At 54.5% G+C, this 15,816-nt stretch carries 11 protein-coding genes; all 11 read right to left on the bottom strand.

Annotated features, from left to right (window positions below):
* Nucleotides 1-9: 9 nt before the first annotated feature.
* Nucleotides 10-1,485, bottom strand: coding sequence for a glycoside hydrolase family 32 protein (locus AC1DF0_RS23105; RefSeq protein ID WP_442052046.1), 1,476 nt, complete (start codon nt 1,483-1,485; stop codon nt 10-12).
* Between the two features lie 22 nt (nt 1,486-1,507).
* Nucleotides 1,508-3,082, bottom strand: a complete 1,575-nt coding sequence (locus AC1DF0_RS23100; protein WP_477575433.1) for a family 43 glycosylhydrolase — start codon at nt 3,080-3,082, stop codon at nt 1,508-1,510.
* 86 nt (nt 3,083-3,168) lie between these two features.
* Nucleotides 3,169-4,524 (bottom strand): ABC transporter substrate-binding protein, encoded by a 1,356-nt coding sequence (locus AC1DF0_RS23095; RefSeq protein WP_477575432.1) that lies wholly within the window; start codon nt 4,522-4,524, stop codon nt 3,169-3,171.
* Between the two features lie 107 nt (nt 4,525-4,631).
* A complete protein-coding gene (locus AC1DF0_RS23090) occupies nt 4,632-5,579 on the bottom strand; it encodes a carbohydrate ABC transporter permease (protein ID WP_442052049.1) in 948 nt (315 codons plus the stop codon).
* A gap of 32 nt (nt 5,580-5,611) precedes the next feature.
* Nucleotides 5,612-6,514 carry a carbohydrate ABC transporter permease gene (locus tag AC1DF0_RS23085; RefSeq protein WP_477575431.1) on the bottom strand — a complete coding sequence of 301 codons (903 nt, stop codon included), beginning with the start codon at nt 6,512-6,514 and terminating at the stop codon, nt 5,612-5,614.
* A gap of 15 nt (nt 6,515-6,529) precedes the next feature.
* Nucleotides 6,530-8,758 (bottom strand): DUF5696 domain-containing protein, encoded by a 2,229-nt coding sequence (locus tag AC1DF0_RS23080; protein WP_477575430.1) that lies wholly within the window; start codon nt 8,756-8,758, stop codon nt 6,530-6,532.
* 31 nt (nt 8,759-8,789) lie between these two features.
* A complete protein-coding gene (locus tag AC1DF0_RS23075) occupies nt 8,790-9,425 on the bottom strand; it encodes a Yip1 family protein (protein WP_442052052.1) in 636 nt (211 codons plus the stop codon).
* Entirely contained in the window at nt 9,422-10,894 is a 1,473-nt protein-coding gene (locus AC1DF0_RS23070) for a hypothetical protein (protein ID WP_442052053.1), read from the bottom strand. The genes AC1DF0_RS23075 and AC1DF0_RS23070 overlap by 4 nt, the downstream gene beginning before the upstream one ends.
* Before the next feature lie 20 nt (nt 10,895-10,914).
* Nucleotides 10,915-11,784, bottom strand: a complete 870-nt coding sequence (locus AC1DF0_RS23065; protein ID WP_442052054.1) for a carbohydrate ABC transporter permease — start codon at nt 11,782-11,784, stop codon at nt 10,915-10,917.
* A gap of 16 nt (nt 11,785-11,800) precedes the next feature.
* Nucleotides 11,801-12,700 carry a carbohydrate ABC transporter permease gene (locus AC1DF0_RS23060; RefSeq protein ID WP_442052055.1) on the bottom strand — a complete coding sequence of 300 codons (900 nt, stop codon included), beginning with the start codon at nt 12,698-12,700 and terminating at the stop codon, nt 11,801-11,803.
* A complete protein-coding gene (locus AC1DF0_RS23055) occupies nt 12,697-15,558 on the bottom strand; it encodes an extracellular solute-binding protein (protein ID WP_477575429.1) in 2,862 nt (953 codons plus the stop codon). Before AC1DF0_RS23055 ends, AC1DF0_RS23060 begins: the two co-directional genes overlap by 4 nt.
* Nucleotides 15,559-15,816 lie beyond the last annotated feature (258 nt).

Genomic DNA, 15,816 nt, shown 5'->3' with positions numbered 1-15,816 from the left:
TCGGGTCACCTATCCTTTTCTAACGTTTTCACTCCAAATAGATTTCATCCTATACACGTCCACGAAACGGAACAGCGCCGTCCCGCCAGTCGCGAACAATTCAAGTCCTTCGCTGTCCGCGGCAGGGTAGATCAGCGTCGTAAATACAGTCTCGCCGTTATCGACGAACAGCTCAATTAGCGATTCGTCGACAAATAATCGCAGCCGGATTCGATTGCCTTGCGGCGGATGGTTCGCTTCGAACCGTTTGCCGAAATGGAACGGTTCGCCAACGCGATTAACGAACCGGCTCTCGCCGGAACGATGCCGATCGACGTAAAGGCTGCCCGTAGCAGGCTCGTATCCGATCTCCGTCGCTTCGGTGCCATCCTTCGAGCATCTTGCGCGAATGCCGAATACATCGGCATCGTTCCACTCGATCTCGGCGTAAAGCTCGTAAGCGGTCCCTTCATAGTCCAGCTTTACCGTCTTATCATTCGCGACCACGGGAGCGAAGCGAAGCGCGTTCTCCCGCAGCTTCTTGAGCTCCTCGACCGGCTGCTGACATAAGACGATCTCTCCGCTGCTAGAGGTTCTGAGCGTAAGTGACCGAGGGATCGACATGCCTCCCTTCCATGGGGAGGTCGGCCCTTCGAACGGATATTTCCAATTCGACGTCCATCCGAGCCATATCGCGCGGCCGTCCTCATTCGGGATATCCGCATACGTGACCGCCGCGTAGAAGTCTTGGCCGAAGTCGGTCCACTTCACGCTTGTTCCAGACATGTCGTCGTTCACGAATCGTTTGCCGTCGAACTCGCCTATGAAATATTGCGCATGGGATCCGTCCGTCTCCTCGTTATCGCCGATGCTGACATGCAGCACCCATTTCTGTCTCGACTTATCACCGTCGACTGGAAGTTGAAACAAATCGGGGCATTCCCAGACCGCAGCCTGCGAGCCTTGTCCATCCCCGAATTCGCTCTCGAACGTCCACTGTGTTAGATTAGCCGAGGAATAGAAGTAGACCCGTTTATCAACCGATACGATCATGATCCACCTGCCGGTTGGCTCATGCCACAGCACCTTCGGATCGCGGAAGTCGCGAATGCCCGGATTCGGAATGACCGGGTTGCCCGCGTATTTGATCCAGCTTCTACCCGCATCGCTGCTGTAGGCGATGCTTTGCGACTGCAAGCCGTCCTTGAAATGCGTGAAGATGGCAACTAAACCGGCCTTCCCACCGAACAATCCGCTCGTATCGCGCTTATCAACCACGCAGCTGCCCGACCATATGTCCCCAAGCTCGTCCCCGACAAGCGCCAGCGGAAGGTGCTCCCAGTGTATTAGATCGCGGCTGACCGCATGCCCCCATCTTCCCGTGTATTGATAGAATTGATGATATTCGCCTTCCCAATAAACCATTCCGTTCGGATCGCTCATCGGACCGCTCGGCGGCGTCAAATGATAGCGAGGCCGATAAAGCTCCTTGTACAACTCCGTCACGTCTTCGCCTCCCATTGCCTCGTCACTTAGTCGGGACGAACAGCTTGAGACCGCTCAGCGTCGTCTCGCCGCCGCGCGAGTACCAGCCCCATGCCTGTCCCGGCATTTTGTATATGCGCGTCGTGAGCGCGGAATCGCCGATATACAATACCGCAACGTCATTCTCAATGACGATCGTAAACGAATAATCTGTATTCGCTTCAAGCTCCGCCGACACCTGCACGTCAGGCTCGACCGAGGACAGCGTGTCGCCCTTCACCGCATCATAACGTACGCGGTCCTTGGCCGGCTCGAGCTGAATGCCATACGCCTTCTCCGGCTCGTCGCCGGCGCCGACGACGAAGCCGCTGTATTCCACCTTCTCGTCGAATCGCACGCTACCCGTAATCTTCGCCGTCTGCGGCAGCTCGCCGAAGACGATTCCGGCCACCCCTCCTGCGGCGGCGGACAGCTTCCACGCCTTGCTATCGCCCGCTGCCGCTCCGATCTTCTTCGGCTCAGCCAGCGCTTCCTCCTTCGACAGCAGCGCATCGATCTCGTCCGGCACCTTCACCCCAAGCGAGCCGTCCGCTGACAGCTTCATTTGGTGGGCGACCATATTGCCCGCCCAGTCCCACTGCATATAATCCTTCTCGAGCTGCCTCGTCGGCACCCAGCCGTACAGCATCCGCCGGTCGCCTAACGTTCCCGTCTTCGCCGCATAGAACGCCCTGCCGTCGAACATATCCGACTCCGGCTTCTTCCACGGCCCGTCCAGCGAGTCGCTGACGCGGTAATGCGTCGCCTTTTTGTCGCTGAATTCCGAGAACACGAGATACCATTTGCCATCCATATAGAACACGTCCGGACATTCCAACATGAAGAAATTGTCCGTCGCCTCAATCGTTAGCGGCTCGCGAAGCTCCCATTTGCTAAGATCCTTGGAGGCGAACAAGGCGATGACGCCTTTGCCGCTCTTCCTCGCGCTTTGCAGCATCCAATACTCGCCCTTCTCCTCGTTGTACAGGACGAAGGGATCGCGGAAATCATGGGTTTCATAGCCGTTTGGAGCATAAAACGTATCTTCGGGAACCTTCGTCCACGTCTTCAGATCGACGCTGACCGCATGCATGACCGCTTCCTTCGGCTTGCCTTGGTCAGGGAACTGCCAGTTATGGCCCGTATAGAAAGCATGATACGTATCATTGGCCTTAATGACGCTGCCCGTACCAAGCGCCAAGTCCTGATCCCGCTCTACGCCGAACGGAATCGCTTCGCCTGCATACTCGTAATCTGTCAGGTTCGACGTCGAAGCCATATGCCACGGATGGAAACCCGGCGCGCCGTCGCGCCAATCCTGCAAATAAAACAAATGAAGCTTATCGCCTTCGCTGAACGGCATAATATCGCCTACCCAGCCTACAGGCGGCTTCCAAAAGATACGATCCTCCGCCGCCAGAGACGTTTCCAGCGATGGCTCGGAAGAAGCCTTTCCGGCATTTTCCGTGCCGCTCGGTTGGTTAGCTGACTCGTTATTGCTGCAGCCGCTGATCAGCGCCGCGGCGGCAATCCCGACTGCCGCCGCCAAGGTCGCGAACTTTTTTCTCGCGTCCATCATCCTTTTCCTCCGTTCTTGCCCTTAAACGCTACCCGCCGCCATGCTCGCATGACGGCGGATAGAGGGACTAAGCTATTGGCTATTGATTATTGGGTGAGCGTGATTTTGATGCCTTCCTCGGCCATGGCCTTGGCTGTAGCCGCGAACGTGCCCACCGGCGTGCCGTCCTTAATGCCCGTCAGAGCAGCCGTATTCGCGTCCCAATACTTCTCGACGCCGATCGGCGCGAACAAAATTTTGCCGGCCAGCTCGTTCATTTGGTCGACCTTCGCTTGGCCGAACATCTTGACGTTGTTGTCCGTCGCGACTTTCAGCTCGTTCTCGGACAGCATTTTGATGAAAGCGGCCGCGCCTTGCGGGTTTTTCGAAACCGTTGGAATCGACCAGCCGGACATGCCGCCCGGGCCAGCATCCTTCGTGCCCTTCGGACCTGTCGGAACCGGTACGAAATCAAGCTCGTAATCGCTCTTGAATACGGTGAAGCCGCCGAAGCCGTACTCGGCCGTCATCGCAAGCTTGCCGTTTTTGAACTCCGCGTTGAAGTAGTCGCCTTCCTTGTCCTTATCAATGAACTTATCCTTTAATAGCGCATCCTGCGTGAATTGCATCGCTTCCTTCACATTGTCGGACTCGTAATTCGAAGCGATCGTGCCATCCTCGTTGTACGAGAGCAGCGTCAGCCCATTGGAAGCAACCATCAACGCATAACCGGCATCCCACCAGCCGAAGCCGAATTGATCGCTCGCGCCATCGCCGTCCGTATCCTGCGTCATCTCCATCGCCGTGGAACGAAACGTCTCCCAGTTCCAGTTGCCTTCGCTGTACAGCTCCCCTGGCGACTTCACGCCGTTGTTGTCGAACAGCGTTTTGTTGTAGTAGATAACGATCGGAGCTGCGCCTACGCCTGCTGCATAAGGCTTGCYGCCGAACGTGAACGCCTTCGTAACGGATGCGTTCCAGAACGAATCCGTCATGTCCATGTATGAATCAAGCGGCTGAACGATTTTTTTGAGCGGATAGACAGGGAAGTTCTGATCGTTCGCTTGCGCAACGTCAACTTGATCGCCGGCGTTAACCATCGAGATGAGCGTCGACTTCTGGTCGCCCCAAGGAACGGCAATGACGTTTACCTTGCCGCCGTAAGCCTGTTCGAACTGCGGCACGGTTTCCCACACCGCGTCGTAAGCAGCAGGATTCGCCGCCTTATTTTCCTCGTATTGCTCCTTGGACGTATGATAAAGAATCGTAATATTGCCGTTATCGAGCTTTGGCGCTTCTTCTTTAGGCGCTTCCGTTGCCGCCGCTCCGTTGCCGCCGTTAGCAGCGGTATTTCCTTCGTTGTTATCCTTGCTGCCGCCGTTGCTGGCACAGCCGGACATGACCGTTACACTCATTACAACTGCAGCAAGCATAAGCGCGAACGATTTCCTATTAGTCATCATCTGAGTATTGCCTCCCCTTATTTGCGTTCGATAATTATTGCAAAACAACTGAGCGGACTAAACCATATCTCGCCTCGCATCGCCTCCCTTCATGCAGCTCCGTCATCCTACTTGACCGCAACATGCTCAATGCTGTCCGCGAAGTAACGCTGCGTCACCAAGTACAGAATGAACAGCGGCAGGATAGCCAGCAAAGCGCCGGCTTGGATCCGCGTTACGATAACGAGTGGATCGCTGATTGTCTGCACGTTCACGACGGACTGCAGATCGACGCGCAGCGACGACAGCGCGATGGCGAAGTTTTTCTTCATATTGCCGAGCAGCAGGTTCGACATATAGAATTCGTTCCAGTGCCAGACGAAGGAGAACAGAAATACCGTTATCATCGCGTTTTTGGCATTCGGAAGCATGACGCTGAAGAACGTTTTGAACGGGCCGCAGCCGTCCATATAAGCCGCATCCTCCAACTCGCCCGGCATTCCGGCGAAAAATTGGCGGAAGATGAAAATGTACAGCCCCGACCGCAGTCCCATCGCAAGCAGCGACGGCAGGAAGAAAGCGTTGTAGCTGCCGACGAGACTAATCGTTTCCGGTCCGCCGGTCATCATCGAGGTAAGCTTCATGATGCCGAAAGCATCGAAGTATTTCATATCCGCATAGAGCGGAAGAATGATTGTCTGAACCGGCACGACCAGCGTCATAATGACGAGCGTGAACAGCAGTCCCGAGAACCGGAACTTGAATCTGGCGAAGCCGTAGGCAACGAAGGCGCAGGACAACACGTCCAGCAGCCCGCAGCCGATGCCGATAATGACACTGTTCTGAAGCGCATCCCAGAAGTCCATAACGCGAAGCGCATCTGTGAAATTGCTCAGCGTGAGCGACTTCGGCAACCAGATGACGCTCGGGTCCATCGCTTCCTCGGGGCGGCGCAACGCCATGCTCAGCATATAGAGGAGCGGATACAGCAGCTGATAAGCCAGCGCCGCCAAGAGCGAGAAGCGAATGACGGACGTAAGCGTCTTCCTCGTCTTGTTCATAATCTTTTTATTCATGATTGCGTTCACATCTTGTTCCTCGCTTTCCGTTAATCCTGCATGTAGACAATGCGTTTCTTAAGCAGCATGTAGACGACGCCGAGGAACACGGCGATCAGCAGACAGTACAGCCATGCCAGCGCGCTGCTGTAGCCGAACCTGACCTGTGAAAAAGCCGTATTGTAGATCATCAGAATGACGCTGTTGCCGTAATCCGTGAACGTGTCGATGATCGTGTAGACGATATTGAGCAGCATCATCGGCATCAGCATCGGCAGCGTAATTTTCCAAAACTGCTCCCAAGGCCTCGCCCCTTCCACCTCCGATGCTTCGTACAAATAGCCGGGTATCGAGTGAAGGCCAGCCATAAACAACAGCACCTGCACGCCGGAGCGCCAAGTCAGATCGAAGATTCTGGCAATGACGTTGTTGAATACTTCGATAAGCTGCGCCCCTAAGCCAAGTTCCTGCAAAATGCCGTTAATGCCCGCTCCCGTGAACAAATAGACGCTTTCCGCCCCGCCCCGCATGCCTTGGGAGAACACGTCCTCCTTCAAAATTTGCATCAGCACGCCCGAAGCGATAATGACCGGAAGGAAGGAGACGGCTCGCATGAAGCCTCTTCCGCGGAATTTGTTTTTGAGCATCACGGCCACGAACAGGCTGTACACGAGAATGAGCGGAACGCCGTACAGCATGTTAACGAATGAATTCGTCGCCTCGCGAATGAACGCCGGATCCTGGAACAGCGCATAGCGGAAATTATCTAGGCCGATAAAAGTGCCGGCCAGTCCCGTTGGCGTCATCTCCATGTTCTTGAACKAGTAGATAAGGGACGTGAATAAAGGCTTCGCGAAAAACAAGATAAAGCCGAGTATCCATGGCAAAACGAATAAATAGCCGTATAGCTGCTTTTTCTTCGTATAGGGCAATGCCCGTAGTTGTCTGATCATGCTTGCTTTCACCCCCTATCTTAAGAGATAACCAAGAGCCGGAATGCTGTCGGTGCCGACCCTCACGCTATTCTCGTTATAATTGACAACGACGCTCTTGCCGTTCTCGTACGTCGTGCGGAATACGCCGTCTTGAAGCTTCTCGTGATCGGAGATGGATAGTCCCATTACATCGCCAAGCGCTTCGTTCAATTGGTCATATTGTTCTATCATCTCATCGTAGAGAAGCTTGAACTCCACGCTATATAGCGAGTCGTATTCCGTAGTGGCCAACAACGCCGAATCTCTGGCAATTAGCTTGTAAGCCGGATAAGTCCCGGTCTCGATAAGCTTCAGCACATATTTCCGAGGGTTGCTTGAGAGATTGATAGGCTCGCTATAAGCCGGTATGAGACCGCTTATCGCAATGCTGTAGAACGGAACCGATTCATCCTCGATGTCGAAACCGCTTGAGCTTAGCGGCACATCCGACAAGCGCTCTGCCGTAGGAAGGACGTAGGCGTTGGGTCGGTCATACATGAAGCCGCCGCCTAGATTACTTTTGCCTTGGGCGAGCCCGGTCTCCCAATCGGCACCGGTCGCATTTTTCGGTTGCCCGTTCCGGCCAAAGTCGGAGTAAAGCATCGAACCAATCGTCTGCAGCGAAACATGTTTCAATCCGTTCTTCTCTGCTGCCGAGGTGAACCTATCGATCGCTTCAGTTGCAGCGATAGGCTTAAGCAAGTACCAGCGCTTCAGCTCCTTGTTCTTCGCGCTGTCGCTTAACCGGTATTCGTACTTGAGCACCGGCGCGCGGCTTATTCCTTTCGCGGCGTCCGAGAACTTGCTGAAGCCGTTGCCGCCTTCGAACAATCGGACCGGATCGACGACCGGATAGAAGGCTACTCCCATCTCCTCCAGCTCCTTCGCCAACTTTTTGAGTCCATTGTCACCGCCAAGCTTTCCTTCCGCGTCAAGCGTTACCGGCACCTCGTCCTTCGCTCCGCCCGCCGTCCAGCCTTCGAGACGCAAGGAGAGGCTGTCCACGCCGCCCGCCAGCAAGCGATCCGCCGCAGCTTTCGCATCCTTGAACGAGGTCAGCACTTCGACCGTGTTGTAAGGGATACCGAGGAACGTCGCTTTCTTCTTCACGCCGCCTACAAAATCAACGAGCATTGGAAGCTTGCCTTCACCTTCGCCCTGCTCGGCGACAATCAGCTGCACACCTTGCTCCGACTGCAAGTAGCTGCGATATTTGACCGCCATTCCTGCGTAATTCGCGTCTTCTCCGCCTAGAAAATAGTATTTGACCTCAAAGTCGGTGCCCCCGGTCATCGATTGCGACGCGCGGGTGACCTGCTTCTCGTTCAAAGTCCCTTCCAGCAGCACGTTCGTTTCGAATTCCATCAGGCTTGCGTAGCTGTAGACATTGTTGTAGCTATTGTTCTTGCCGCCTGCTTCAGCCGTAATGCCTGCTTGATAAGCGCCTTTATGAATGACGGCAAGGAAAGCGGCCGCGGCCTTCTTCATGCCGAATACCGGCATTCGGATCGTTTCCTTGTCCTCGGTTTTGCTCGCGAGATCGAGCGCTTGATCCTGCCCGTAGACCCGCTCGCTATAGCTTCGATACATGCTTTTGTTGTTATTGAAGTTAATGAGAGCCCCGCTGCCGTCCGGAACGAATAGATACCCTTCGTCATCCGCACCGGCAGCGCCGAAGAAAGGCAGCAGGCTAATGCCGACGAGCTTGAACTTGCCGGACTGCTTAATTCCCTCCGACAGGATGGTTGCCGACATCGAATCATCGTTTAAGGTATACCGAACAGGAACGGTGAAGCCGGCCTTCGGAAATTCATATACAACCTCGATGCCGCCTTCTACCTTGGTCCATACCGGCGCCGCTTCCTTCACGCTGCCCGTGAAGCTGTTCAGCTGGAACGGCTTATTCTGATCATCTACATAATCGAGCAGCAGCTGCGACGACAGATCCATCTTCTTAGCGCCTTTGGCTGTCTGATCCGATTCCCTGTCCTGCGGATTGCTGGCCCATGATGCCCCCGATGCGTTATCGGTAACGATAATTTCCGCCGTAACCGGATTATAATCAAGCGTCAAATTGCCCTTCGCCGCTGCTCGGACGAATCCGCCGCCGGTCTGTAACGCTGGTGTAACTTCATCTGCCAATATGGTTGGCGCAAAGCCTCCGGCAGCTGACATTACAAGCAGCATCGCCGCCATAACGACTGTCATGATTCGTATTTTCATGCTGCCTCCCCTTCCCGTTCCGCCCGCTGCCTCATAAGCGGAACAGCCATTCGTTATAAATCGTATAGATGAACACGTACACCTGCTGGAACAGCGTGTAGAACAGCATGACCAGGAAGACGGCGATCCCCATCGCGGCGAACGTAAGCGCGATCGACTGCAATGTCTTCACGGCTCCGTAATCATGGATAATGAGCAGGCCGATGAACATTAGAATCGCGCTCCAGATCATCGCCACCGTCGTCACATAGCCGAGAAACATCCCCTCTTCTTGCACGAGCGCCTTGCTGAGCAGCGTTGAGAGAATGATGGCCGCCACATAAGGGATCATGGCGTAGGCGCTGACGATGCCGATCTGCCTCGCCTTGCCCTCGCCGTCCATCCACGTCGCTACCGCCCAATTGCCGGCGACCCACAGTCCGTATAAAGCGATTGTTCTAGCCGCCATGATCCACACATTAAGCGCGCTTAGATCAACTCTGTTGAACGTATAACCGGTGCTTTGCCTTTGATAGATGGTCGCCAGGAAAAACACGGCAACGATAACAGCCGAGGCGATAAGTGAGCCTTTTCCTTCCTCCTTGACCGCATAGAAGCTGTCGAAAGGATGGAGCAAGCAGCGAAGCGGATTCAGCTTCTTGCCGCCGGAAGCGGTAAGCATGCTCATTGGATGACCCCCTTTCGTTTCTTGCTTCTCGCCGCCTTGACTCCCTTATAGCCGTAGTAGGCTGCGAACAGGGAGATGAATAGCGTCATAATGATCGGAAGATTGTCGCGCACCGTCTGCATTCGGATTTGCCCGAACGTATCGGAGTAGCCCGAGCGGTCCGTGCCTTGCTTGTAGTAGGAAAGCGCCTCATCGTACTTGCCTTCCTTCTCAAGCGCCTTCGCGATGCCGATATAAGCGATGCTGTTATTGGCGTTGCGCTTGGCTACCTCCCGCCAGACGTCTGCTGCTTCCTCGTATAGACCTTGGTTGTAAATGACCGTTGCCTTGCGAACGAGACTGCCGTACTCGGTCATCGCGAACCTTGTAATGTTGCGTTTCGCCGCGTCCAGAACGAGCACTTCGCCTCTCCAGTAGGACACGGCCGAAGGCTGAAGGAAGGTTCCCTTCTGATTGCCGAGCGAGCCGAATACCGCGACCGGGTTACCTTCCGAATCGTATTCGAAGATGCGTCCCCTCGTCCGGTCAAGGCCCGCGATAAAGCCGTCCGTGTCAGTGGCCAGGTCGAGGAAAGACGTATCCTGCTTCACGCCCTGCTTGAACGAGTATTCCTTATCGCCGAAATCCGAGCCGCCTTGCGCGCTGGCCAGTACGTTATTGCCGAGCGGATTCAGCTTCTTGATCTCTTCTCTCGAGTTTTTGGATATGATCGTCGTCGTGTAGACGAAGTTGTCGATCCCAATATCCAGATTGGAATATTCGATCGGAAGCAGCTTCATCATGGCCGACCTCTGCTCCTTGGACAGGATGTTCTTCCAGAACGTCTCCAGCACGACGGCCGGCGTCACTTCAACCTTATTGCTGCCGTAATAGCCGGTGAATCGGCCATTGCTGTCGAACTGCATCAAGCCGTAGAATTGCCCCTCGGATAGGACGTAAATCCGTCCCGCATTATCGGCGGCCACCTTCGTCGGCTTGAATTGGAAGCCTTCGGGAATGAGCGGATCGTTAGGCTTCTCGATCACGAGATCCACCTTGCCGTCCGCTCCCGCGCGGATAATGCGGCCGCCGTCTTTGTCCGCGATGTACATGACGCCTTCGCTGGATACGAACAGCCCGGTTGGCGCCGACAACGTCAGCTCTTTGCCGTCCCAGTCGAGCTTGTCGATCACCTCGATCAGCTCGAACTTATCGTTTAGCTTCACGATTCGTTTGTTGCCCGTGTCCGCAACATAGATCGCATTGCGACTATCGACGAACAGGTCCTGCGGCTCATTGAACGAGCCTGCCCCTACCTCAATGCCCGAATAGGTGCGTTCCGGCAAGTAGCTGGCCGGCGCCGCCTTCGACTTGTCCCATTCGTTGTACACGTATGACGGATAAGGCGCTTCGGCATGAACCGCCGTCGCCTGCGCCGCGGCGAGCAAGGGAATAAGCAACGCGGCAGCCAGCACCGTTTTTATTTTCATGGCGTAAGCTCGCCCCTTCCTTATTTGATCCCCGCGAAGGTCATCGTCTCGACAACCTTCCGTTGCAGCAGGATGAATACGATAATCGGCGGAATCATGAGAATGACTGCGGCGGCCGCACCGGCACCCATCCTTGCGATCGGGTCTCCGGCCATAATTTGCTCGAGCGCCATGCGGAACACCTTAAGCGATTCCCCGTAGATGAGCTCCTTCGGCGCATAATTCCACAGATTGATGAATTGAAAGATAACGACCGTCATAATCGCCGGCGTCGAGTTCGGCCAGATGATCGTGAAGAACGTTCGGAACTCGCTTGCCCCGTCGATCCGCGCAGCCTCCAGGATTGCGTCGGGCAGCTGCTCGATGAATTGCTTCATGAGGAATAACCCCAGCGATGCCCCGATCCATGGCAGGATGAGCGCAGCGTACGTATTCACGATGTTAAGCTGCGACATCAGCACGAATTGCGGGATGAACGTCACCTGCGGCACGAACATAAGCGCCATGACGATAATCGAGAACAATACATTTCGGCCCGGAAACTTATGTTTGGCCAACGGATAAGCGGCCATTGCCGCAAACAGCACATGAAGCGCCGTTCCGACGACCGATATGATCGCCGTGTTGAAAATATAGCGCGACAGCGGCACCCACATATTCGAAGCCAGCTGGAACAAGTCCGTAAAGTTGTCGAGCGTCGGCCTCATGACGACGAGTCGCGGCGGAAACTGCAGCAGTTCGTCGATCGGTTTAAGCGACGTAATGATTGCGAACAAGAACGGAAAAGCGGAAAATAAACCGAGAACCGCCACGAATCCGAATATCGCGATGTTGCCGGCAAGCGAGCGTCTTGCTTTCATGCCGGATTTTCTTCTGTGTATCTTGAACATGCAAGTCCTCCCGCGATCAGATTCCGACCTTATTCAATAGTTTCGTAACGAGCCGGTTCGTGAACACCATCAAGAAGAACAGCACGACCGCCATCGCGGACGCATACCCCATCTCGTAACGGATGCTGCCATAGTCCATAATGTGGGTCACCATCGTCTCGCCCGCATACTCCGTACTCGGAAAGCCGGCCAATTGAATCGATACGTCTGCGACGCTGAACGAAATGACGATTTGCATGACTGCCCCGAATATGAGCTGGGGAATCATCGACGGAAGCGTGATATACCACAGCTCTTGGAACCGATTTTTAATGCCGTCCATGACGCCCGCTTCGTACAAGCTGCGATCGACCGTCTGCAACCCCGCCACGAAAGCGAGGAAACTGATGCCAAGACTCATCCATAGCTGAACGACGATCAGGATGAGCAAAATATGCTCTTTATCGAGCAGCCATGCGACGGGATCGCTTATGACGCCGAGCCCCATTAACAGACCATTCAAGTAGCCATAAGCGTCCGGGCTGAAAATCAGCTTCCACATCGGGAATACCGACACCCCGATAATGGTCGGGATATAGAACACGGTCGTCGCGATCGAACGCAGCGTCTTGGACAAATCGTTGATCATCCAGGCGACCAGGAAGCTGAGCAGGTAGCTGACCGGTCCGGTGACGAAAGCGAAGAACAGCGTGTTCTTCACCGCGATGATGAAGATGTCGTCGTCGAGAAACAGCCGGACGTAGTTGTACCAGCCGACGAAGCGCGGCGGCTCGATCATGTTGTAGTAAGTAAAGCCGAGCACGATCGACAGAACGACCGGCAAGATGGTGAAGAGCAGAAAAAATATCATGTACGGCGTCATCAATAAGTAACTTTCCTTATGCCTGCCGATCGTCTGCAAGATTGAAGGTTTCATTGCTCCACCCCGAATTCATACCTTTTTCGTTTTATTTCCTCGTTGATATCCTTGTTCCAATAGAACAGGCTTTCTCTTGCATTACCCTTCTGGAACACAACCTCGCGGAAAGCATTGTCGATATTGCGCGAGGTATAGTAACCCCCTGGAAGCTCGGGAATTTCTTCCACCTGCTTCCATTGCTCCGTTAGACTCGCCTGCTCAGAGCGGCTCCAGTTCGTACCGGGAAAAGCAAGCTGATTCGCCGGCAATCTCCGGCCGAGGATGCCCATTTCATTCTCCAGTTCGTTAGCGAACTCGGTCTGGATCTCGGGCTGGTTGAACCATTTCAGGAATGTCCATGCCGCATCCTTGTCCGCCGCATCCTTCAGAATAATAGCGGCAGTTCCGGTCGCCCCCGTCGAACGGTCTATGGAGCCGTCCTCGCGCTTCGTCCCCGGTATGGGAACCATCTCCCAAGTGCCGGCAATCTCAGGCGCTGCCGCCGCAAGTCTCGTATACAGCTTGTAGGTTGAGATCACGATCGGCATCTCCCCCGTCCGGAAGCKGTTGAAGTCATCTTTGTAGAGCGGATAATCGTATAAATTATAGAAGTCCGTCCATTGCTTGAAGGCGGCAAACGCCTGCGGCTCATTGAACCGCGTGCCGTCCTGCGCTTCGTTATAAATGCCGCTCCCGCCTTGCATCAGCAGCGTCGGGAACAGATTAAGCGAGCCTATGCCTTTGGTCAGAAGCTGGAAAGCATCCAAATTTTCATAAGGCAGGCCGATTTGCATATTGTTGTTTTGCAGAACCGGTGCGATCTTCAACAGCTCTTCCCAGGTCTGCGGCATCGCTATTCCCAGCTCCTCCAAAACGTCCTTTCGGTAGAACAGCATGAAAAACTCCTGATCATCCGGAATAGCGAAGTTTCTGCCCTCATATTGATAAGGCAAGAAAGCGGTGTCCGTATATTCCTTCTGAATGGCGCTGAATCCGTTCATCCCGTCGAGCGGCGTCAATGCCCCGCGTACGGCCAGATTCATCGCATCGCCGCGGCTTGTAAACAAGTTAATATCAGGGCCTTCGCCCGCCATAACGGCTGTTACAAGCGATGTTCCGACGAGGTTCAGATTAACGCTGATTCCGGTTTCCGGTATGAACGATTCGTCGATCAGCCGCTTCAGTACGTAAGCCTGGTCGCGGCCGAGTCCCGTCCACACTTGGATCGATCGGCCGCTGTCTCCGTCTCCTTGCATAGAGTCGTAATTTTGCAGGAAGGAGCCGACAAAGGCACGAATCTCATGGATGCCTTGCGCGACAAGGCCCGCTTCCGCTTTCGGCTTCTGCCGATCCTCCGAGGCAACGTATACGTAATCCATCTCAAGCGGCTGCTTCTTCACCGTAAGCATCCAATCAGCCAGCGCCGTAATGTTCGTTTTGTACGTTTCGAGCCGCTTCGGAATTTGATCGGGACGATCGATGAAGCTGTCCAGCTGCAATGCGAGCAGCCGCAGCGTTCGCGAGCCCGCGTTCTTCTGTCCCGACATCTGGTCAAGCCGGTCTGCTTCCCCCGTCATTCGTGTAGAAAGCGCTCCGAACTGCTCTAGCAATCCTGGAATACTCTTATCGATTTCGTAATCGCGGTACGCATCCGGATTCGTGCCTGTAATCATGACGATTTTGCGATACATTTGATTCAGATCGTAGATGATTTGCTGCACTTCGCCGATTGACGGAGCGACCTCTCCAAGCGTCACCTCGAGCTTCAGCTCATGCTCGCCTTTTTTCAAATAAAACAAATACGGATCGCCCGTCTCGTCACCCAGCTCCTTTACCTTCCACTTCAAGTCATAAGAGAATGGAACGGCGTTCAATTGCCGGAAAGGCACGCTTCCGTCGAGCATCACCTTGCGTGAAACGAAGCTGCCCTTTACTTTGTTCTGATGATAACGGAAGCCGATTTTGTACCAGCCATCCTCCGGCGCTTCGAACTTCCAGCTAATCCATTGGCCGGGCAGATCCCAATTGCTCCCGCCGATTGTATTGATCCGAAGCTCCGAAGGATGGTAAGGCGTCGTCAGAGGCGAGGTGCGGTCCGTCGTCGGATATAGTCCCGATGCCGACTTCGCGTATGCATGCTCCGCTTGAATCGTAATGAAGGCGTCCTCGCCTGCCTTGCCTGCCGTCCCAGCTCCTGCTCCTGCCGCAGAAGCCTGTTCCGCTTTGTAATCGGCATACGAAGGCAGCTCGGCAGCTATCTTCAACTGCACATAATCAACTGCTGCCGACTCCCTCACGTTCTCTAGACGTATCGTATGCTTGCCTTTCGAGAGCGCAAGCTTGAGCGGACCATCACTTGCTTCGCCCGGCTGCGCAACCGTCGTATGAAGCCAAACTCCGCCCTCCAGCTGCTTCGGACGAATCTCGTTGCCGCCGCTTTTCTTGAGAGGTCCAGGTTCGTCGTAGAACAATCGGTTCAGCTCGAGAGGCGTGTAAGCTTCGGATGTGGCTTTGCCGTCAACAATGAGTTGAAACTCGATCGGTTGACCATTGCCCTCAAGCGGGTAATAACCGACCGCCAATTCGTAGTCCGCTTCATCCGCTATGTCAACCGTCCACTCCAGCGTCTGTCCCTCTTTCCACTCGGCAACTTCGTTCCGTCCATTCCACTCGGAGAGGAGAGACGCGTTCGCGGACAGTCCGTCCATCCCGCTGGCTTGCAGCATGATGCCGTCCGCGGGACGCGGGGCATCCGCTAGCTTGTATGAAGCAGCAGACACTGCCGCTTCCTCTTTGTAAGACGCTGCCGCCGTCATTACCAACGTGACGATCAAGAGCGTGCACATCACCGTATAAAACATCCATGATTTCTTCATGAGAAGCCCCCGAATTCGTTTTTTCCTAACTTCGCCCGCTTGCTTTCGCGTGTCGATAGTCTACTGAATTGCTGCTGCATGAACACTATATCAAAATGTTTTCCGCGCGAATTTCACTATTCTTAGGTTTCGACTTTCAATGTTTTTGGGTCATCCGCAGACTTAGCGCAAACGGCGGTCGCCAACGTTTATCATTGGCTGTCACTGACTTTTGAATGGAATCCATCCATCCAAACCCGCCTAAGTGCAGAAAGGATG

It is taken from the genome of Paenibacillus sp. 05T425, assembly GCF_056396205.1.
Note: the sequence above shows the minus strand (reverse complement) of the source record. Positions and strands in the feature narration are given on the sequence as shown.

Coding starts and splice junctions, on each gene's coding strand:
- AC1DF0_RS23060 (WP_442052055.1), bottom strand. CDS start 12,700: ATGAAACCTTCAATCTTGCAGACGATCGGCAGGCATAAGGAAAGTTAC.
- AC1DF0_RS23070 (WP_442052053.1), bottom strand. CDS start 10,894: ATGAAAATAAAAACGGTGCTGGCTGCCGCGTTGCTTATTCCCTTGCTC.
- AC1DF0_RS23080 (WP_477575430.1), bottom strand. CDS start 8,758: ATGAAAATACGAATCATGACAGTCGTTATGGCGGCGATGCTGCTTGTA.
- AC1DF0_RS23065 (WP_442052054.1), bottom strand. CDS start 11,784: ATGTTCAAGATACACAGAAGAAAATCCGGCATGAAAGCAAGACGCTCG.
- AC1DF0_RS23075 (WP_442052052.1), bottom strand. CDS start 9,425: ATGAGCATGCTTACCGCTTCCGGCGGCAAGAAGCTGAATCCGCTTCGC.
- AC1DF0_RS23100 (WP_477575433.1), bottom strand. CDS start 3,082: ATGATGGACGCGAGAAAAAAGTTCGCGACCTTGGCGGCGGCAGTCGGG.
- AC1DF0_RS23090 (WP_442052049.1), bottom strand. CDS start 5,579: ATGAATAAAAAGATTATGAACAAGACGAGGAAGACGCTTACGTCCGTC.